Raw genomic sequence first — 20,311 nt, forward strand, 5'->3', positions numbered from 1 at the left:
CCGGAGAGCTGATCGGCTGTCATGGGATCGTGTGCGGCCGAGAAGCGGCTTGACGCGCCACGAGCCCTCGGGGCGGTGAGGTCGCGCGGGCCCGTGACGTCGTGGCTATTGGGGTGAAAAAGCGGCGAAGCAGGGCGAATTTGGTATAGGTGAAAACGTTTGATCACATACTTATACGGCCTGACGAACGGTGTGGTTCATCCCTCAGCACCCCCTGGTTGGTGCACTTCTGCGTGTTTGCTTTGAGTTCTTCCGGAGGCTCGAGAATGAACCGTAAGTCTCTTCGCAGGTCGTGGGTTAAGACGGCCACGATGCTCTCCGCAATGAGCGCTCTCGCCCTGGCTGTCAGCCTGTCCTCACCGTCGGCGTCCGACGCCGGCGCGATCGAGAAGTCCGTCGTTGGTTACGTTCACTCAGTGCCCGGCCCGAATGGCGCCCTGAGCGCCGCGTTCACCCCTCGCACACGAGCGATGCTCAACGGCGGCGCGGAACCCGGCGATGACGGCGGTGGTCCCCCTGAGAACGGCGGCGGGGCCGGGGATCATGGCGACGGCGGCGAATCTCATGGGCACCACGGGCACCATGGTTCCCAAGGACCACAGGGGGACCAGGGGCCACAGGGGCCTCAGGGAGACGAGGGGCCACAGGGTCCCCAGGGGGACCAAGGGGACCAAGGGGACCAGGGGCCCCAGGGCGCGCAGGGCTTTCAGGGCGGCACGGGGGCGCAGGGCAGCCAGGGCACCGCTGGTGCGCAGGGCACGCAGGGTGTCCAGGGCTTCCAAGGGAGCACCGGCAGCCAGGGCAGTCAGGGCACCGCCGGCGCGCAGGGCGCGCAGGGCTTTCAGGGTGGCACGGGGGCGCAGGGCAGCCAGGGGATGCAGGGCAGCCAAGGCACCCAGGGCACACAGGGATCGCTCGGCGGAGCCGGCGCGCAGGGCAGCCAGGGCGCCGCTGGCGCCCAGGGCAATCAGGGCGACATCGGTGCCCAAGGGTCTCAGGGCGGGACCGGAACCCAAGGTACGCAGGGAAACCAGGGCGGTACCGGCAGCCAGGGCAGTCAAGGTGGGGCCGGAGTCCAGGGCGCCCAGGGCAGTACCGGAGCCCAAGGCGGCGCGGGCGCCCAGGGCTCCCAGGGCTTGCAGGGCGGCCCTGGGGTGCAGGGCGCCCAAGGCGAGGCCGGCGCGCAGGGCAGTCAGGGTGGGAACGGTGCCCAGGGCGGTGCCGGCGCGCAGGGCAGCCAGGGCACGCAGGGCGCCACCGGGACTCAGGGCTTCCAGGGCGGTGCCGGTGTGCAGGGCAGTCAGGGCGGCCCGGGCTCGCAGGGCTTGCAGGGCGGCACGGGTGCCCAGGGCACCCAGGGCACCCAGGGCGGCGCGGGCGCCCAGGGGAATCAAGGCGGCAGCGGTACGCAGGGCTTCCAAGGCGGGACCGGCTCGCAGGGTTTCCAGGGTGGTGCCGGTGCGCAGGGGAGCCAGGGCGACCAGGGCTCGCAGGGGTTCCAGGGCAGTACGGGTACACAGGGGAACCAGGGCAGCCAGGGCGGCACCGGCAGCCAGGGCAGCCAGGGCGGCATCGGTTCGCAGGGTTTCCAGGGCGTGGCGGGTTCGCAGGGGAGCCAGGGGGTGGCGGGTTCGCAGGGGAGCCAGGGTGGTTCGGGGGCCCAGGGCGCGCAGGGTGGTACCGGCAGCCAGGGCAACCAGGGGAGCACCGGTGCTCAGGGGAGCCAGGGCTCCCAGGGCTTCCAGGGCGATACCGGCGCGCAGGGCAGCCAGGGCGACACCGGTGTCCAGGGCGGCCAGGGCAATCAGGGCGTTCAGGGTGGTACCGGGAGCCAGGGGTTCCAGGGTGGCACGGGCGGTCAGGGTGTCCAGGGTGTGACCGGTGCTCAGGGTGCGCAGGGCAACACCGGGGCGCAGGGCTTTCAGGGGAGCACCGGGGCGCAGGGTGCCCAGGGTCCTTCGGGTACCTGTGTCGGCTGCCAGGGTGGTACGGGTGCGCAGGGTGCTCAGGGCAGCACGGGTGCGCAGGGCGCTCAGGGCAGCACGGGTGTGCAGGGCCCTCAGGGCAACACCGGCGTCCAGGGGGTTCAGGGTGGCACCGGTGCTCAGGGCAGTCAGGGTGGCACGGGGGCGCAGGGCAGCCAGGGCGACCAGGGCGCGCAAGGTTTTCAAGGCAGCACTGGCGCCCAGGGCGCGCAGGGGAACCAGGGCGAGACCGGGACTCAGGGCGCACAGGGCACGCAAGGCGGCACCGGAGCTCAGGGCAGCCAAGGTTTCCAAGGCGCCCAAGGTGGTATCGGGAGCCAAGGCACTCAGGGCAGCACCGGCGCTCAAGGCAATCAGGGTGACCAGGGCGCCCAGGGCATCCAGGGATTCCAGGGCAGCACCGGCGCGCAGGGCAATCAGGGCGCCCAGGGCTTCCAGGGCGGTACGGGCGCCCAGGGCAGTCAAGGTGGCCAGGGCACCCAGGGCTTCCAAGGCAGCACCGGCGCCCAGGGCTTCCAGGGCGGTACGGGCGCCCAGGGCGCTCAGGGAAGCCAGGGCAGCCAGGGTGTTGGAGGCGGCACCGGCGCCCAGGGCGCCCAGGGCAGCACCGGCACGCAGGGCGTGCAGGGCGCGCAAGGCGGCCCTGGGGCGCAGGGCTTCCAAGGCAGCACCGGCGCCCAGGGCTTCCAGGGCGGTACGGGCGCGCAGGGCACGCAGGGCTTCCAGGGTGGCGTCGGCGCGCAGGGCAGCCAGGGCAGCCAGGGCAGCCAGGGCAACGCCGGGGCCCAGGGCGGCACGGGGACGCAGGGTACTCAGGGCTCTCAGGGCTCTCAGGGCTCTCAGGGTCTCCAGGGCGGCACGGGTGCTCAGGGTGTCCAGGGGTTCCAGGGCGGCACGGGCGCGCAGGGCAACCAGGGCAGTCAGGGCAGCACCGGGGCTCAGGGGACCCAGGGCAATCAGGGTGGCCCCGGGGCTCAGGGCGCTCAGGGCGGCACGGGGGCGCAGGGCGGTACCGGCGCCCAGGGGACGCAGGGTGTCCAGGGCTTCCAAGGGAGCACCGGCAGCCAGGGCAGCCAGGGTGGCACCGGCGCTCAGGGCGCTCAGGGCTCTCAGGGTTTCCAGGGCGGCACGGGTGCTCAGGGTGTCCAGGGGTTCCAGGGGGTCCAGGGCGTCCAGGGCGTCCAGGGCGTCCAGGGCAGCCAAGGGAGCCAGGGCAGTCAGGGCAGTCAGGGCACGCAAGGTTTCCAGGGCGGCGCCGGTACGCAGGGTGCCCAAGGTTTCCAGGGCGGCGCCGGCACGCAGGGTGCCCAAGGTTTCCAGGGTGGTACTGGCACCCAAGGTGCGCAGGGCACGCAGGGCGGCACCGGCGCGCAAGGCAGCGTCGGCACGCAGGGTAACCAGGGCTTCCAAGGGGGCGCCGGGGCTCAAGGAGCGCAGGGCTTCCAGGGCGGCACGGGTGCCCAGGGCACCCAGGGCACCCAGGGCAGCACCGGCACCCAGGGCCCTCAGGGCAATCAGGGTGGCCTCGGGGCTCAGGGCGCTCAGGGCGGCACGGGTGCTCAGGGGTTCCAGGGGACGCAGGGTGTCCAGGGCTTCCAGGGGAGCACCGGCAGCCAAGGCAACCAGGGTGGACCCGGCCCTCAGGGCAGCACGGGCGCGCAGGGCGGTACCGGCGCCCAGGGGACGCAGGGTGTCCAGGGGACTCAGGGGACTCAGGGGGCTCAGGGTGATATCGGCGCCCAGGGCACCCAGGGCGGTACCGGCGCTCAGGGCGGCACCGGCGCGCAAGGAGCGCAAGGCAACACCGGTGCCCAGGGTTTCCAGGGCGGTACCGGCGCTCAGGGCGCGCAGGGCCTCCAGGGCGGCACCGGCGCGCAGGGCAGCCAAGGAAACCAGGGAACTCAAGGCTTCCAGGGTGGTGCGGGCGCCCAAGGCAGCCAAGGCAGCCAAGGCAACCAGGGCACGCAGGGCACTCAGGGCACGCAGGGCGGCACCGGCGCGCAAGGCGCGCAGGGCAGCCAGGGCGGCACAGGCACCCAGGGAAGTCAGGGCGACCCGGGGACTCAGGGGGCTCAGGGCGGTACCGGCGCCCAGGGCACCCAGGGCTTCCAAGGCAACACCGGCGCCCAGGGCAGCACGGGTGCGCAGGGAACCCAGGGCTTCCAGGGCAGCACCGGCGCGCAGGGCTTCCAGGGCAGCACTGGCGCGCAGGGCCCCCAGGGCTTCCAGGGGGCTCAAGGGGACGTTGGGACACAGAGCGTCGTCGTGACCAGTACGCTTGCCGGCCCTCAAAGTGGCACAACTCTCAACACCGTTTTGTGTCCCGCCGGCAAATTTGCCACCGGTGGCGGCGCGTATAACTTCAACACACTAACCGGACTGTATTTCCCCCTCCAGGGTGCTGCCTATCCAATCGGTTCGCCTCCCACCGGCTATCAGGCACAAATCGGAGGCGGCGTTGGCGTATCCACCACCACCACCGTTTACGCGATCTGCAGGGCGTGAGGGCCGCTGGCTTGGTCGCGGTGTACGCGCCGTGCCCATGGCGCCGTAGCCGCGGGCAGTCGGCCCGCGGCTACGGCGCGCCGGTGCCACAGCGCCCGCTCCTCGAGCGATAGCGTCCGTTTGGCTCCACGTTCTCGCCTCCTGTTGGTGGCCGTCTCCTTCGCTCTCACCAGATCCAAGAGGTAAAGCGCAGTGAAGAAACGAGTGCGGTTGTGGACGGGACTCGCCGTGACGGTCGTAGTCGCAAATATGGCGGCCGGTTGGGTCGAGCTGTCCAGCGAGCACCCCACGGCCAGACCCGCGTCGGCGCCCACGGTGTCCACGGCTGCAAACGCCTCCGAGGCGGGGGTGGCGCTCCAAGCAGGTATCAGGCAAGGGGAAAGCCACGATTTCCTTGCGGCGACGGAAAGCTTCAGGCAGGTTCTGAAGCTGGATCCTGCCAACAAACTCGCCTGGTACAACCTCGGCGTCATCGCCCAGGACGACAACAGGACGGCCGAGGCCCTCTCGGATTACGACAATTCTCTGAAGATCGATCCGGATTTCGAGTCGGCCCTTTACAACAAGGCGCTCCTGCTCGAATCGAACGACACCGATCAGGCGATCGCGATCCTGCAGCACGTCGTGAGTGCCGACCCGAAGGCGTCCACGGCCTACCTCCACCTTGGGCAGGCCCTGGCGAAGAAGGGCAGCGACAGCGAGGCCAAGGACGCCTTCGGGCGCGCCGTCCACGCCGACCCGTCGCTTCAGCCGCTCGTGCCGGAACGCTTCCGAGATGCCGCGAGCGCAGCACCGACACCGCAACCGACAGTCCCTCAGGCAGGTACCAGCAGATGACTTCTCCCTGCACGCCGAAGTTCTCGGTTTTCACCCCCAGCCACCGGCCGCGCTTCCTGGACGACTGCCTCGCGACCCTGCAGGCGCAGACGCACTCCGACTGGGAGTGGATCGTGCTCCTCAACAGCGGCGCGCGATGGCGGCCGGAACACCCCGACGACCGTGTCCGGGTGGAGATCGCGGACGACATCCGGGGGGTCGGCGCGGCCAAGCGGCGCGCTTGCGAACTGGCTCGAGGAGAAATCCTCGTGGAGCTCGACCATGACGACCTGCTGACGAAGGACTGCCTGGCGGAACTGGCGCGGGCCTTCGACGAGAACCCCGACGTCGTCTTCGTCTACAGCCACACCGCTCAGGTCACCGAGGACGGACGCCGGGACGACACGCGGTTCAACGAGGCGAACGGCTGGCAGTACGAGGAGGTGGACGTCGACGGCCGGCGGCTTCTGCAGGCCGTGTCCATGGCGCCGACGCCGCACAACGTCTCGTACATCTGGTACGCCCCCAACCATGTGCGCGCGTTCCGCAGGGACGTCTACCACCAGGTTGGCGGGTACGACGCCACGCGCGTGGTGCTGGACGACCAGGACCTGATGTGCCGTCTGTTCCAGGCGGGCGACTTCCACCGGATCCCCCGCTGCCTCTACCTCCAGCGGATGCACGCCGACAACACCCAGCGCGACACGGAGATCAACGCGCACATCCAGCGCGAGACCGTCGCGCTGTACGACAAGTACATCGAGGCCAACGCGCTCGCCTGGACCAAGCGGCGCGGACTGCTCGCGCTGGACCTCGGCGCCGCGCATCGCAAGCCGCCCGGTTACCTGGGTGTGGACCAGCACCCCGGGGAAGGCGTCGACATCGTCGCGACCCTGCCCGGGAAACTGGACCTCCCGGACGACTCGGTCGGCCTGCTCCGCGCGGTGGACTTCCTGGAGCACGTGTCCGCGAAGGTCCCGCTGATCAACGAGCTCTACCGACTGCTGGCACCGGGCGGTATGCTCCTCACCCTGACGCCCAGCTCGGACGGCAGGGGCGCGTACCAGGACCCGACACATGTCGCCTACTACAACGAGAACTCGTTCTGGTACTACACCGACAACCAGTACCGTGCCTTCGTGCCGGAGATCCAGGCCAGGTTCCAGAGCTCACGGCTGGTCACCTACTACCCGACCGACTGGCACTCCAGGAACAACATCTCCTACGTGCAGGCCAACCTGATCGCGATGAAGGACGGCGCGGAACGGTGTGGTGGTCTCCTGCTGGTGTGATGGGGTCTGTACGGCGACCGGCTCTGTTTCGTCATCGGTGGTAGCGCTATGTAGGGCACTGTCACGTTGTTGGGGGTGCAGGCGTCTGGCGGGGCGTCAGGGCGTGGTGGTGGTCGGGTGCGGTGCGGTTGTGGCGGCCCGGTCGGAAGTGGGGTGAGATGCCGCTGAGGGCGGTCAGGAACCTCTGGGCTCCGCCGACGCTGCGGAAGCGCTTCATCGCGCGTTCGCGTTGCCTGGTCGGCTGGTGCGAGTTCTCTGTCCAGTTGTTCAGTCCTTTGTGTGAGCGGTGCTCCACCGAGGGCATCACCTCGCGGTCGGCGGCGCCGTAGGAGCGGAGCTTGTCGGCGACGACGACCCGCGGCACGAACCCGGTCTCCTTGAGGAGTCTGCGGAAGAAACGCCTGGCCGCGGCCTTGTCACGGCGGTTCTGGACCAGGAGGTCGAGCACGTTGCCGTCGGCGTCGACGGCCCGCCAGAGGTACTTCTGCTCCCCGTCGATCCTGATGAAGATGCTCGTCGAGCTGCTCGCGCAGGGCGTCGGGGTCGAGCAGGAGGCCGTCGGTGACGTGCAGGGCGTGGCGCACCAGGCCGGTGACGGCCTCGGGGGGGCGTCGATGAGGCCGAGGACGAGGGTGGGGGTTCCTGGACGACGTGGACGGGGTCGTGGCCGGAGGTATCGGCAGTGACTTCGGCCGCGGCAGCGAACCAGAGTTCGTGGAGGGCTCGGCCGATGCGGTACGCGGATTCGATCAGGCGGCTCGGCTACGGCCAGTCCGGCCGCCCGCCGGCCCTGGTGATCGTCTCGGGCCACTCGCGGATGATCACCGCTCGGATGCTGCCGTCGCGGCAGACCGGGGACCTGATCGACGGCCACTGGACACGCCCTCGGGCACTCAGCGACTGGGTCTGTCGTGATGGTGTGGGGTGTCGGGCGGTGGTTTGCGGGTGTCGCGGGGTTCGGGGTGGGGCTCTTCCTCGGGTGGGTGACCGGCTTCGATCGCGCGTCCGCGTTCCAGCTCGAAGTTGAACTCCAGGCCCAGCAGGATCGCGACGTTGGAGACCCACAGCCAGAGGAGGAAGAGGATCACGGCTCCGATGCTGCCGTAGGTGCTGTTGAGGCTGCTGAAGTTGGCGACGTAGAGGGCGAACGCGCCGGAGGCGATGATCCACAAGGCTACGGCGACCAGGCTTCCGGGCAGGATCCAGCGCAGCTTCGGTCGTTTGGCGTTGGGCGCGGCCCAGTAGAGCAGGGTGACCATCGCAGTGACGATGATGACGAGGATCGGCCATTTGGCGATGCCCCAGACCTGTACGGCGTTTTCGCTGACTCCGAGGATCTTCCCTGTCTTGGTGGCCAGGGTGCCGGTGAAGACGACACCGGTAGCGGTGAGGGCGAGGAGCACGACGAGGACGATGGTCAGGGCGAGTCGTGTGGGCAGGGTCTTCCAGAGTGGGCGGCCTTCGTCGATGCCGTAGACGTGGTTGGCGGCGCGCATGAAGGCCGCGGTGTAGCCGGAGGCGGACCACAGGGCGAGGATGATTCCGATGGCCAGTGCGATGCCTGCCTTGCCCTGGGCGTTCTGGAGTTGCTGCACGACGGTGGTGAGGATCTGGCGGGCGGACCCGGGGCCGAGGTCACGAATGTGGTCGAGCAGCGGTTTGGTGGCGGAGCTGCCGATCAGCCCCAGGATCGACACCAGCGCGAGCAGGGCGGGGAAGATCGCCAGCAGGCCGTGGTAGGTGAGCGCGGCTGCGGCGTCGCTGAGGCTGTCGGCCTTGAACTGTTTGGTGGTGCGTTTCAGGACTCCCCACCACGACCTCGTGGGCAGGTCGGTCGGGCTCTCGGCTGGGCCGGCGCCACGGGTGGCGGGCCTGGTCTCGTCAGCTGTGCTTGTGTGCCGGTGTTCGTTCTCGTGTCGTGACATGGGTGCCAACCCGGCGTGCGGAGTACCTGTGTTCGGGGCGGGGCCTCAGTCCTTCACCACCTGGTAGATGCCGTAGATGACCCCGGGCACGTGGCCGCACAGCTGGAGGAGGAAGGCCCAGAGCACCTTCATGCTCGGCCCGTCCTTGATCAGCACTGCCAGGAACGGCAGGACCAGGCACAACAGCACCAAAAGGACCTTGACCATGATCATCCCTCGTTTCGAGGTGCGATGGCCGGCGGCACGGTAGCCGCTTCTTCATCGTCTCACCGCTGGCCGCCCGGCGGGGAACCGGCTGAGCTGGAACGGCGGGTACACGTGCGTGGACGGAGATGCACGGCGCTTCGGTGCGTGGCCTGCCCAGCCGGGTCGGTGAACGTGTCCGGCTCGATGGCGAAGGCGACGGCGTCCGGGTGCTCTCAGCGCGCGGACGGTGAGGCCATCGGCGGGTCCTGGATCCGTGCCGGAAGGCCGGCTTTGAGTGGGAAGCTGCCGCACCGGCCGCCCGTGGGCACACCGCGCTGGAACGGACGGCGCAACCCCGCACATCCGGGGGTCCCGGTGCGACGGCTCCGGGGCCCGAGCCAGCTGCCCTGGTTGACGAGGTCGCGGGCGCGCATGGCGATGCGCAATTGGTAGCGGGCGTAGCGGCGGTGTGCGCCGTCGGAGCGCAGTGGGGTGATGAGGCGGTGTTCGCCGAGGGCTCGTAGGTAACCGGGGGGTGGTGCCGGTCATCTCGGCGGCGCGGCCCATGGTGTAGGCGGGGTAGTCGTCGTCGAGTTTGTCGGGTGTGTTGGAGCTGGTCGTTGTAGTCACTGCACCTCTCTGGTTCTCGGGGAGAACGCGTCGAGGGGCCCCGGGGCCGTGTCGGTTCCGGGGCCCCGAAGGGTAACAACGCCATCTACCTACCGGCGTTGGCCGGTCCTGTTACTTCCGCACTGCCCCGGGGGTGTGCGGGGATCGCGTATGCGTGACCGGAAACCACCGTCCTTGCGTTGGGGTCTGCGGTGTCCGCCCGGGTGAGTGTTCACGGCCCGGGCGATCCTGATGGCGCTTGCGCCCTCCATTCATCCTCTGTACTGAACTGTCACTTTCGTACTGCTGGTACTGCTCTCACTGAATTGCGTAGTGCTAGGTACCGCTGGTGGCGGCCCCTGATCCCTGCGGGCCGTGTCTGGCCGGTATCGCCGACTCCTGTCTACGAGAGAAACATTAGACCCGTCCGCAAGGAATGTCTGCTCCAGCAAGCATAGATTTTGCAGCATCCGGGTGTGAGGTAATCGCCGCTGCGCGGCGGCGGCAACCGAACCGTCCGCCGGCTGCTGGCCCGCTTCGCCGAACTGGCCACCATCGCCGACCTGTACGCCCTGCGCGACGCCCTCGACACCGCCCTCCCATCCAGCGTCCACGGGTAGAGGTGACTCCCACCAGAACGCACTCGCGACCCTGCCCGACCAGGCGTTCAGGTCGACCCTGCACCTGGCGTGGTGGCCGCTGCGAATGCGCGGTGCTGCCCGTTGGGCGACGCACGGTACTGGTGACGGCCATCGCCTGGTCCGAGTCAAGCCGCGGTGGCGTCGGCGCGGCCGAACAAGGGCGCGTAGCCGCGGGGAAGGTCGGCGAGGAGAGGTCGTGCTCCGCCGTCCGGTTCCGGCACGGGGGCCCATTCGCGCACCGCTGACAGCCGGGCAACCGCCGCCGAGGGCCTGCGGTTCGCTCTGAACCGGATCGCCGTCAGTACTCGGAGCCGCTTCGCAGGTAGGTGCCCGCGACCTGGAGCCACGCTCCGGGGCTGAAGCACGCCTCGATCCGGTGTGGCGTGTCCTCGAAGACCCGCAGGACGCGCAGTGCGCCGCTCGGGTGCAGGTCGTACTCGAAGGTGACGCCGTCGTCCGTGTGGTCCTCGTACTGCAGGTCCAGCGGTCCCTTCGACGGCTCCGCCGGTGCCCGGGCGTCGGCCGAGAGTTTCACGTAGACGGACATCTCTGCGTCCCGCCTTTCCTGTCTGCCCGAGGAGCCCGGCCCACGAGGCTGTCCCTCAGGACGCTTCGGCCGGTGGCTCGAGACCGGTGCCGGTGGCGATGAGGATCTGCCGCGCGGAGTCGGTTCCGTCGGCCTCGACCGCGCGGGCCATCGCGGCCAGGGCCGCTTCCTGGCTCGCCTGCGGGGGGACGACGAGCAGGCTGAAGTGATCGCGGTCGCCCCGCGTGATGATCACGGTGTCATCGCCGACCGGGTACCGGTCGATGTGCACCGACCGGCCGTCGACGACCAGGCGGGCCGGGATGTCGTCCCAGGCTTCCGTGTCCAGGCCGACGCTCGCGATGGGCCCGAGGTGTTCGGTCAACGCCCTGACCAGACCGGGAAGTTCTGCGCGGATGTCCCGTGAATGGGGCCACCACGCGCCGTCGAGCGCACCTTCGCGTGACTGGGTGGTCTCCAGGCGCAGCAGGACCGTCCCCGGCTGCGCGGCCTGCCGGAACCGGTCCGGCAGAAGCCCGTGGTGCGAGGCACCGGCTTCGTCCGACATGGCTCGCCACCTGTCCGTGGACGCGGGCTGAGCCCGCTGAGCGAGACCCGCCCCTCAGGGCGCGGCGGCTCGGGCCGCCCCGACATCTCCACGGTACTCCGCCCGCGCCGGACCGATCCGGCCGCTCGGGAGAGCCGCGGCGGGGGTGCGGGCGTCTCAGCGCCACTCGATCAGGAACAGGGTCGCGTCGTCGCTCGTACGACCGCCCCGTTTTGACACCTCGGGTGCTCGGCGCCGCCGCTGTGCTACACGTGGAACGGGACGGTCGTGACGACGACCTTCGGCAGGGGGCGCAGCGCTCTCCGTAGCCTGGCCGCGAGACGGTTGTGCAGGAGGCGGTGGCGCCAGTGCCGTACGACGATCTCCGGGAGGATGACGGTCAAGGTGAGGTCCGGGCGCTGGTGGTGCAGCGACTCGATGTAGTTGACCAGCGGTGCGACGATCGCGCGATAGGGGGAGAGGACGATCTTCAGGGGTAGGTGGTCGCCCCACAGGTTCCAGTACGCGCGGAAGCGTTGGGCCTCGTCCGCGCTGGAGCTGATGTGGAGCGCGAGGACCGGCTGCTGGAGCGAGGCGGCGTAGGCGAGGGCCCGCATGCCGGCCTGGTCCAGGGTGGCGATCGGCACGATCGACAGGGGGTGGATCTCCTCGGGAGTCTCCTCGCTCTCGGCTTCAGCCGTGGTCTCGAACGTTGCTCCGGGCGCGGTGCCGGGTGTCCGTGCGGTGCCTCGTGCCGTGCGCTCCTCCGAACTCGGCGGTGTGACCGTACGGCTGGGGACTTCGACGGCATGCGGATGCAGGGCGGTCGCCGCGCCGACCGTGTCGTAGTGGTGCCGGATGCGTGTCGTGACCAGGACGAACAGTCCCACCGTGAGCACGGCGAACCAGGCGCCCTCGGTGAACTTGGTGATGCCGGCGGTGATGAGGACGACCGCCGAGAGCAGGGCGCCGGTGGCGTTGAAGGCGAGGCTCTTGCGCCAGTGGCGGTCGCGCAGGCGCCACCAGTGAACGACCATGCCGGTCTGCGACAGAGTGAAGGCGAGGAAGACGCCGACGGCATAGAGCGGGATCAGAGGGCCGGTCTTGCCGCCGAACGCCGCGTAGATGGCGGCCGCGGCGACCGAGAGCAGGATGATCCCGTTGCTGAAGGCCAGACGGTCGCCCAGTCGCAAGAAGATCCTCGGTGCCTGGCTGTCACGGGCCAGCAGGAACAGGACGCGGGGGAAGTCGTTGTAGGCGGTGTTGGCCGCGAGGAGCAGGATCGCGGCGGTGGAGGCCTGGGTGAACACGTAGCCGAAGCCCGAGCCGAAGGTGCGATGGGCGAGCTGCGACAGGACCGTCTCCCGTGAGTTCGGGACGATGCCGTCGAGGTGGACGAGTGTGACCGTGCCGGCGAACAGTGCGACGAGCAGGCCGACCATCCAGGTCAGTGTCGTGCGGGCATTGCGCCACTCGGTCGGCTGGAAGGCCGGCACCGCGTTGGAGATCGCCTCGATGCCTGTCATCGCCGTCGAACCCGAGGCGAAGGCACGCAGGACCAGAAGCAGGCTGACGCCCTCGGTCGCGGTCAGCTGTGGTGTCGCCGCCGGGTGGAAACCGCGGCCGACCGCGTCGGACAGACCCACGGTGACGAGTGCCAGAAGCGCGATCACGAAGGCGTAGGTCGGCGCGGCGAACAGTGCACCCGCCTGCCGCACACCGCGGAGGTTCCCGGCGAGCAGCACGGCGATCACGGCGACGCCGATCGGCACGACGTCGCCTTGGAGGGAGGGGATCGCCGAGGTGATCGCCGCCATGCCGGAGGCGATCGAGACCGCGACCGTGAGAATGTAGTCGGTCATCAGTCCGGCAGCGGCCGCCAACCCGGGAACGCGGCCGAGGTTGGCGGTGGCGACGATGTACGAACCGCCGCCGTGCGGATACGCCCGGATCGTCTGACGGTACGACACCCCGACCGCGAGCATCAGGAAGACGATCGTCACGGCGATCGGCACCGAGTACCGCAAACCCGCAGCACCAGCCAGGACGAGGACGCCGAGCATCGCCTCGGGCCCGTACGCGACCGAGGAGAGCGCGTCGGCGGAAAGCACCGGCAACGCCACCAGCTTGCGCATCCGCTCATGCGCGATCGCGGTGCTCCTCAGCGGAGCCCCGAGCACCACGTGTCGCACCCCGGTACCGACCCGGCCGAGCCGGGAAGTCCGTGTGTCCTCGCTGGTCGCCTCAACCGCAGGCGGTCCTCCGCCAACCGCGGCGACCCGCACGAAACGACCGAAGCGGACCGGCAGGATCTCCGAAGGAGCGGGATAACGACCGAGATCCGGATCCACCGGCAGCGCATGCCGCCATGCCTGCGGATCCCCGGCAACCCGACCCCACTCAAGCCCCACCCGGCGCAACACCCCGAGCTGCTCCGCACCGAGCGCCGAAAGCAGGGCGTCGGGGCTCGGTGCGCCGCCCTCGCCGCCTCGACTCGTATCCGACACGGCACACAGTGTTACGCATGGCGTCCCCTGCCGGGGGCAAGGCGCACGCAGGCTGTCTCGTGCTCGGAGCGCAGGGCCGTGCCTCGCTCGCCTCACCCGGTTCCGACCGGCGGCCCCGACTCGGCGTGTCGCAGGCACCTACTGCGAAGCGGTCCCCCGTACTGGCGGACTACCGGCGGGTCTCAGCGGTTGGAGGAGCGGCCGCCGTGCCGGAACCGGACAGCGGAAATGGCCACGGCGATGATCAGTACGGCAATGCCGATGAACAGCAGGTAGATCAGGCCGTGGATGGCCACGCCGACGATGCCGAGCACGATCGCCAGGATGATCAGGAACAGGACCAGTGCCATCGTTCGGGCTCCTTCGATGCGTGCGCGGGTATCGGAGTGCCAGGCGGCGGTCACCGCTCGTGAACAAAGACCAGGCGGCGGCGTGTGGGCAGCCCGACCGTGACGGTGGCGAGCGCCGGCCGATCCGTCGCGGTGTCGACGTAGACGGGTTCCAGCGTGCCGATCTTGTGGCGGTCGGCATCCACCGCGTCGAGGGCCGCGCCATTCCCGGATGTCAGCCGCTTCGAACATCGGCAACCTCCGATGTCGGTGGGTACTTCCCATTCTCCCTCCGGCGTGTGCCGCCGCCATCTGCCCGGTGTGCCGGCAGGGCGACTCGGTACGGCCACCGGTCGGCGATCAGGGTCCGGGTCCGGGAGGGGCAGCACACGGTCGGCGAGCCCCAGGCCAGGACCGAGTGGTCACGCAAGTAGCCGGAGCAGCCCGCAGCCGGCCGGGGGAGGAGGGCCGGGGCCGACGATGGTCGGTGTGGTGTGTCCGTTGGTGAACGGAGTCACCCGTCTGCCCGCGGGTCTGCGGTCGGCGCGCCCGCGGCTGTCAGGAGGTCGGTGCCGGTGCGCGTGTTGGCCGGGTCGGACGCCGCTGTCATCAGCCACTCGGCGGCGGAGGCTTCGGCCTCCGGGGGAATCACCAGGAGCTCCAGGCGTAGAGGGGTGAAGGAGCACACGATCACCTCGTCCGCGTCCTGCTCCTGTTCGAACCACCCGACGTGGATGACGTGGCCTGCGACCTGGACGCGTCGGGGGATGACCGGCCAGTGCGTCGGATTCACGGTGACACGGGTGACCTTCCCCCACGTGGGGTCCAGTGCTGCCGCCAGCGGGGGCAGCTCGCGCAGGAGATCGTGCGAGCGCGGCCACCATGCTCCGTCCAGCCGGCCGCGCGTGGCGCCCTCGGGTGTCAGTGACAGGCGGACCGTCGGCCCCGGCCCAGGTGGCTGGGTGGCGGTGGGATCGGGGGTCGCGGTCATGTCGAGACACCTGCCTCGGGCTCGTTCGTGGACGGCCTCGTGCTACCGCCAGGACGACGCAGAAGTCTGCAGCTCGTGGACGGTGCGCTCTTCCACCGTACTCCGGCCGCAGCCCCGCCCTCCGGGGTGAGCAGAGGTGGTCGATGGGCGGGGTGAGCAGGGTGGTCGATGGGCGGGGTGAGCATCGATGGGTCGCCGCTGGTCGACCTTCGTCTCGAACTCCGCCACGCACCCCGGTCTGCCCGTAGCGGTCCTCTCCGTCGGCCGACTTCATCGCCTGGGCCCACGCGGATCGGCGTACGACTCACCGGCACTTCGCGACACCTCGGCCAGGGTGGATCCTGCGACTGTGAGGCGAGGCGCAGGAAATCTCTCGAGTGGAATTTCTGGTCAAACGCCACGCGGAGGAATTTTCAAAAATTAACTTATGTGCATGGTGGGATCGAATTCTCGCAGTAAGGAGTATCCTCGAAAGTGCCGGGAGAAGTTACCGGTAGGACGATCGCGAGGAGGCGAATATGCAGATCACTGAGGCAGGATCCCTGGCTCTGCGACCCGTGATCGAAAAAATGTCCGCCTTTTCGGCGGGAAAGATCACAGGGTGAATGGGGGTCAGGGGGGTGCAGATTCAGATCCTGCTGCCCCGGTCGGCGCTACGCTCATGCAGGCCGGAAGGCCGTTCCCCGCAGGAATGCGGGGAACGGCCTTTTTCTGCGGCGGGGCCGCGTGTCATGGTTCGGTGGAGGACCGCCTTTACCGGCGTCCGGTGGCGACTGCTCTGCGGGCATCCCGGCCGGCAGGGCGTCCTCGGCCAGCACACCTACGCGTCCCACCGGCTGCGGTTCGCGATCAAGGGCGTGGAGAACCTGGCCGACTTCGAAACACGGATCGGGAAGGACGCACAGGCCGAGGACGACGGAATGACCACCCCGGAAAGTTCGAGGGTGACAAGGCCTGGCTCGTCGGCTCCGAGAACCGCAACCGCGGCTCCCTGCCCGCCGACATCTGGCGCGGCACCGCGGCCGGACTCGCCGACCGCGGAGCCCTGGCGGTCTACCCGACCGGTGGTTGGTGGAAGTCCCGCAACAGATCCGACCGCGTCGGCCAGTCAGCCTCCTACGACCTCCTCGTGTCCCTCACGACACCTGAGATCGAGACGGACCTCTACACACCGGCCGCAGTACGGCTCGATGTGCCGATCCCGACCGACCTGGTCGCGCGAGTGGAGACGACCTCCGGAATCCCCGTGCAACTGCCCCTGACCTGGTAGACGACGGGAGATCGGTCGATCCCGTGCCCCAGACACCGCCGGGCAGCTCATGTCTACGCTGCCCGGCGCACTGGTGGGTCCCGCCCTGCTCACGCCGCCTGTCCGAAGTTGCGACCGACGGCGGGGTCCGTCTGGCGGGCTGCCTGGGCGTCCGCGTGGTCGAGGGCGGCGGAGAGCGCCTTGACGGCTTCGCCGGCGGAGTCCTTGAGGAGGTGGCCGTAGAGGTTGATGGTGATGGCGAGGGTGGAGTGGCGCATCGTCTTGGAGACGACGGCGACGGGGATGTCGGCGGCGATCATGATGCTGGCCGCGGTGTGGCGCAGGTCGTGGGTGCGCCGTGAGGCGCGGTGGTTCGAGTGGAGGTGAGAGACCTTCGCCGCTGATCCTGTCGCAGCAGGGCGGTGGAGCTGGGGGCAGCCTGATCCGGGTGACGCCGGGGAGGGCAGGAATAGGGAGCCCTTCCTGACTGGGGGTCAAGGGGTTGCGGGCGGTGGCCATATCTAGAGGGATGTTCGGATCTGGATCGTCGGGGGAGCTGATCTGGGGCGGACGGGTGCTTCGCTTGTGGAAGCAGGGTCACGTAAATCGCTTTGTTGAAAAATCCACTCCGGGAGTGCCGTGCGACTTCCTTCGCCGCTGGCGTATTTGCTGCCGAGAGGCAGCCCCGACGTGTGGAATGCCCCGCGTCGGGGCCGCCTCTTGATTCTGTTGAACTACCCCTCTCTGCGGACTAGTTGTGCAGATCGAATACCGCTGTGACGGGCGCGTGGTCTGACCAGCGTTCGGCGTGGGAAGCTGCTCGTTCGACGTAGGCCTCGACGCATTTCTCAGCGAGGTTTCTAGTAGAGACAACTAGGTCGATCCTCCAGCCCGAGTCGTTGTCGAAGGCGCGGCCGCGGTAGGACCACCAGGTGTAGGGGCCGGTGCGGTCGGGGTGGAGGGTGCGGACGACGTCGACGTAGCCGGCCTCGTCGTAGACGCGGGAGAGCCAGGCGCGTTCTTCGGGGAGGAAGCCGGCGGACTTCTGGTTGGACTTCCAGTTCTTGAGGTCCTCGGGGCGGTGGGCGATGTTCCAGTCGCCGCAGACGACGACCTCTCGGCCGTCGGCGGCGGCGCGGGTGCGCAGGGCGTCGAGGTGGACGAGGAATTCCGCCATGAAGCGTTCCTTTTCGTCCTGGCGCTCGGTGCCGACTTCGCCGGAGGGGAGGTAGAGGCTGGCGATGGTCAGTCCGGGCAGGTCGATTTCGACGTACCTGCCCGAATTGTCGAATTCCTCGGATCCGAATCCGATCGCGGTGCGTTGCGGCTCCGCCCGGGACAGGATGGCGACGCCGGCCCGGCCCTTGGTGACGGAGGGGGCCCAGACCGCGTGCCAGCCGTCCAGGTCACGCAGTTCGACGGGCAGTTGCTCGGGTTCGGAGCGCACCTCCTGGAGGCAGATCACGTCCGCCTCGGTGCCGGCCAGCCATTCGACGAAGCCCTTCCTGGCTGCGGCCCGGATTCCGTTCACGTTCACACTCGTCACCACGATCACTCGGGCAGCCTACCGACTGGCCGTACCCGACCCGAATCGTGACGCGCGGTGCGGGTCGACCGGTGGCAGGTGTTGACAGTGGCTGACACGAGCTGTCGTGAACGCGGCATGAATATGTGCGGCGGTCGCATCAGGCCGCGCCATTGGTCTTGACCATCTCCGGAGGGAGCCCCTAGGGTCGCTTACTGCAAGGACCTTTAATAAAGAAGGACGGATAAAGGCTCGCTCTCCCACCTGCCGCAACAGCGGACAGCGGGCCCCGGGATCCGCCCTCCTGGTCGCAGGGCGGACAGAACAACAGGTGGAGGACGCGGTGGGGACGACAGGACAGCTTTCTGCGGTGCCGGAGCCGAAGTACTGGCACCTGCGCACCGTGCTGCTGCGGGCCATCGACTCGGAGTTCTCCATCGGTCAGGTCCTGCCCAACGAGCGTGAGCTGGCCGCCCGCTTCGGTGTCGCCCGGGCGACGCTGCGGCAGGCGCTCGACCAGCTGGAGCTGGAGGGCCGCCTGGTGCGCCGCCGGGGGATCGGCACCCTGATCGCCGCCCCACGGGTCGGCGTCCCGGTCAACCGGCAGGAGGAGGGCTGGCCCGGCACCGCCCGCAGCCAGGCCTGGCGCACGGTCGACTGCACCACCGCCCCGGCCTCCGCGCAGCTGGCGAAGGGCCTCGGCATCGCCGAGGGCGCCACCGTGCACACCGTCCGCCGGGTCCGTCTGGTGGAGGGACGCGCGATGGCCACCGAGTCGCTGCACGTCCCCGCTGCCGCGCTGCCGCACCTGCCCGGGTTCCGCGCCGAGAGCGACCGCGCCCGCTCGGTGCTGCGCCAGCTGGAGCGCCTGGAGGTGGACGGTGAGTCGCGCTCGGTCGAGCTCGGCGTCGCCGAGGCCGAGGAGGCCGCCCTCCTGGAGCGCCCGCCCGGCTCCCCGGTCCTGGTCATGACCACTCAGTACGCCGCCGCCGGCCGCCTGGTGGCGCTCGCCGTCTCCACCTACCGCGCGGACACCTGCAAGCTGACCTTCGGCGAGGCCGGCCTGGTGGAGGTCACCCCGGTCACCGCGACCGCCGCGACCACCGAGGTCCGCGCCTCCTGAACCACCTGCGGGAAAGAACCACCCGCCGGAAACCACCCGCCGGAAACCACCCGCCGGAAACCACCCCCGGAAACCCTCAGGACGAGGCCCGGACGCCCGAGTGGCGTCCGGGCCTTCGTCGTCGGAGCCGCGAGGGGGACGGAGAAGGGGCTCAGGCCCGGGGCGGGTCCACCGCGAAGAGCTGGTCCTCGACGTGGTCCAGGGCCACCCGCAGGGCGCCCATCGCCACCACCTCCGACCCCAGTGCCGCCAGGGCGACTTCGGGGGCGCGCAGCGTGAACTGGGCGAGGCGTTCGCGCAGCGGGTCCAGGACCCCGCCGAGGCCGGCCGCCCAGCCGCCGATGACCACCAGCTGCGGGTCGATGGCCAGGACGAGCGCGGCGACGCCCTGGACGAGGCGGGTGAGGAAGCGGTCCATGGCGACCTTGGCGACCTCGTCGCCCTCCCGGGCCAGCCGCAGGACGCGGGCGACGGCGGCCTCGTCCAGCGGGTTGAGCGGCTTGCCGGTGGTGGACAGCAGGCGTTCGGGGGTGACCTCCTGGCCGAGCAGGTGGAGGGCGCCGATCTCGCCGGCTGCACCGCCGTAACCGCGGTGCAGCCGGCCGTTGATGAGGGAGCCGGCGCCCGGGCTGAGGCCGGCCATCACGAAGACGACGTCGTCGGCGCCGACGGCCGAGCCCTGCCAGTGTTCGGCGATGGCGGCCAGGTTGGCGTCGTTCTCGATCAGGACCGGGCAGCGGAAGGAGCGCCGCAGCCGGGCGCCGAGGTCGAGGCCGGTCCAGCCGGGCATCGCGGTGCCGAGCCGGATGGTGCCTTCGCGGTCCACGATGCCGGGGGTGCCGATGCCGACGGCCCAGAGGTTGTCGCGGGAGATGCCGGCCTTCCTCAGCACCTCGGCGACGGCGGTGCGGACGGCGGTGAGCCGGTCCTCGGCCTCCAGGGTCTCGTCCACCGGCTTGAAGTGACTGCCCACCACCTCGCCGGTGAGGTCGGCCAGGATGACCCGGATGTCGTGCACGCCGATCTCGATGCCGAGGATGTGCCCGGCCTCGGCGCGGAAGCGGAACCAGCGTGCCGGGCGGCCGCGGCGGCCGGGCCCCGGCTGGCCGTCCTCCCGGGGCTGCTCGACCTCGGCGACCAGACCGGTCTCGACCAGGCCCTCGATCACGCCCTCGACGGTCGGGCGGGAGAGCCCGGTCTCGCCGACGAGTTGGGTGAGGGTCACGGCGTGGCCGTCCCGCAGCGCCCGGAGCGTGACCGCCGCGTTGATCCGCCGCAGCAGCGAGGAGTCTCCTCCGGTGAGCCGATCCGCCAATGCGATGCCCTTCGCCGTTCGCGCGACTGCCCTGGCGCGCGGTGTCGAGTGCGCGGTGCCCACCGAATGGCCCGCGGGGGTGTGTCCCCGGAACGCGGCACGGGCGGCGGGGGCCGCCTGCGCGAGGGCCGGAGGACAAGCGGAGCCTACCCGTGGGCGGGCCCGGGCGGCGAGGATCCTCGCAGCTCATCCAGGCTTCGGTATCGAAATGGTACGGACCGGGTGGCCGTGCGTGACCCG

At 69.9% G+C, this 20,311-nt stretch carries 14 protein-coding genes and 3 pseudogenes; 3 read left to right on the plus strand and 14 right to left on the minus strand.

What is annotated here, in order from left to right; all coding sequences use genetic code 11:
* Window positions 1-413: 413 nt before the first annotated feature.
* Window positions 414-4,223: a glutamate-rich protein 5 gene (locus tag BX285_RS37915; protein ID WP_220783923.1), complete on the minus strand. Its 3,810-nt coding sequence runs from the start codon at window positions 4,221-4,223 to the stop codon at window positions 414-416.
* 459 nt (window positions 4,224-4,682) lie between these two features.
* Here BX285_RS37915 and BX285_RS19830 point away from each other — a divergent pair, with 459 nt between their 5' ends.
* Window positions 4,683-5,327 (plus strand): tetratricopeptide repeat protein, encoded by a 645-nt coding sequence (locus tag BX285_RS19830; protein ID WP_147465196.1) that lies wholly within the window; start codon window positions 4,683-4,685, stop codon window positions 5,325-5,327.
* A complete protein-coding gene (locus tag BX285_RS19835; RefSeq protein WP_097239203.1) occupies window positions 5,324-6,598 on the plus strand; it encodes a glycosyltransferase in 1,275 nt (424 codons plus the stop codon). The genes BX285_RS19830 and BX285_RS19835 overlap by 4 nt, the downstream gene beginning before the upstream one ends.
* A gap of 61 nt (window positions 6,599-6,659) precedes the next feature.
* Here BX285_RS19835 and BX285_RS19840 read toward each other — a convergent pair.
* From BX285_RS19840 to BX285_RS19895, 12 genes and pseudogenes are all read right to left on the minus strand, one after another.
* Window positions 6,660-7,109: pseudogene (locus tag BX285_RS19840) on the minus strand (transposase); the annotation flags it as partial.
* A gap of 382 nt (window positions 7,110-7,491) precedes the next feature.
* Complete coding sequence (locus BX285_RS19850) at window positions 7,492-8,523, minus strand: YihY/virulence factor BrkB family protein (protein ID WP_121176071.1); 1,032 nt, start codon at window positions 8,521-8,523, stop codon at window positions 7,492-7,494.
* A gap of 45 nt (window positions 8,524-8,568) precedes the next feature.
* A complete protein-coding gene (locus BX285_RS19855; RefSeq protein WP_183107115.1) occupies window positions 8,569-8,730 on the minus strand; it encodes a YqaE/Pmp3 family membrane protein in 162 nt (53 codons plus the stop codon).
* A gap of 380 nt (window positions 8,731-9,110) precedes the next feature.
* Window positions 9,111-9,339: pseudogene (locus BX285_RS38500) on the minus strand (MerR family transcriptional regulator); the annotation flags it as partial.
* 918 nt (window positions 9,340-10,257) lie between these two features.
* Window positions 10,258-10,506 carry a hypothetical protein gene (locus BX285_RS19865; RefSeq protein WP_097239207.1) on the minus strand — a complete coding sequence of 83 codons (249 nt, stop codon included), beginning with the start codon at window positions 10,504-10,506 and terminating at the stop codon, window positions 10,258-10,260.
* 55 nt (window positions 10,507-10,561) lie between these two features.
* The gene (locus BX285_RS19870; RefSeq protein WP_097239208.1) at window positions 10,562-11,053 is read right to left on the minus strand and encodes a DUF5994 family protein; all 492 of its coding nucleotides are present in this window, start codon (window positions 11,051-11,053) and stop codon (window positions 10,562-10,564) included.
* A 245-nt stretch (window positions 11,054-11,298) separates the two neighbouring features.
* The gene (locus BX285_RS19875) at window positions 11,299-13,167 is read right to left on the minus strand and encodes an APC family permease (RefSeq protein WP_257033151.1); all 1,869 of its coding nucleotides are present in this window, start codon (window positions 13,165-13,167) and stop codon (window positions 11,299-11,301) included.
* A gap of 554 nt (window positions 13,168-13,721) precedes the next feature.
* On the minus strand, window positions 13,722-13,889 hold the full coding sequence (locus tag BX285_RS36875) for a DUF2207 domain-containing protein (RefSeq protein ID WP_143685857.1): 168 nt from the start codon (window positions 13,887-13,889) through the stop codon (window positions 13,722-13,724).
* A 62-nt stretch (window positions 13,890-13,951) separates the two neighbouring features.
* Window positions 13,952-14,120: pseudogene (locus BX285_RS19880) on the minus strand (PRC-barrel domain-containing protein); the annotation flags it as partial.
* 262 nt (window positions 14,121-14,382) lie between these two features.
* Complete coding sequence (locus BX285_RS19885; protein ID WP_097239209.1) at window positions 14,383-14,859, minus strand: DUF5994 family protein; 477 nt, start codon at window positions 14,857-14,859, stop codon at window positions 14,383-14,385.
* Window positions 14,860-16,218: 1,359 nt separating this feature from the next.
* Entirely contained in the window at window positions 16,219-16,575 is a 357-nt protein-coding gene (locus tag BX285_RS38505) for a tyrosine-type recombinase/integrase (protein WP_257033152.1), read from the minus strand.
* Between the two features lie 284 nt (window positions 16,576-16,859).
* A complete protein-coding gene (locus tag BX285_RS19895; protein WP_121176077.1) occupies window positions 16,860-17,663 on the minus strand; it encodes an exodeoxyribonuclease III in 804 nt (267 codons plus the stop codon).
* 313 nt (window positions 17,664-17,976) lie between these two features.
* On the opposite strand from BX285_RS19895, the gene BX285_RS19900 reads away from it, so the two are divergent.
* The gene (locus tag BX285_RS19900; protein WP_121177698.1) at window positions 17,977-18,756 is read left to right on the plus strand and encodes a GntR family transcriptional regulator; all 780 of its coding nucleotides are present in this window, start codon (window positions 17,977-17,979) and stop codon (window positions 18,754-18,756) included.
* Window positions 18,757-18,907: 151 nt separating this feature from the next.
* Here the strand turns inward: BX285_RS19900 and BX285_RS19905 are convergent, their stop codons facing one another.
* Window positions 18,908-20,071: an ROK family protein gene (locus BX285_RS19905; protein WP_097239212.1), complete on the minus strand. Its 1,164-nt coding sequence runs from the start codon at window positions 20,069-20,071 to the stop codon at window positions 18,908-18,910.
* Window positions 20,072-20,311 lie beyond the last annotated feature (240 nt).

It is taken from the genome of Streptomyces sp. 1114.5 (assembly GCF_003635085.1).
Taxonomy (GTDB): Bacteria; Actinomycetota; Actinomycetes; order Streptomycetales; family Streptomycetaceae; genus Kitasatospora.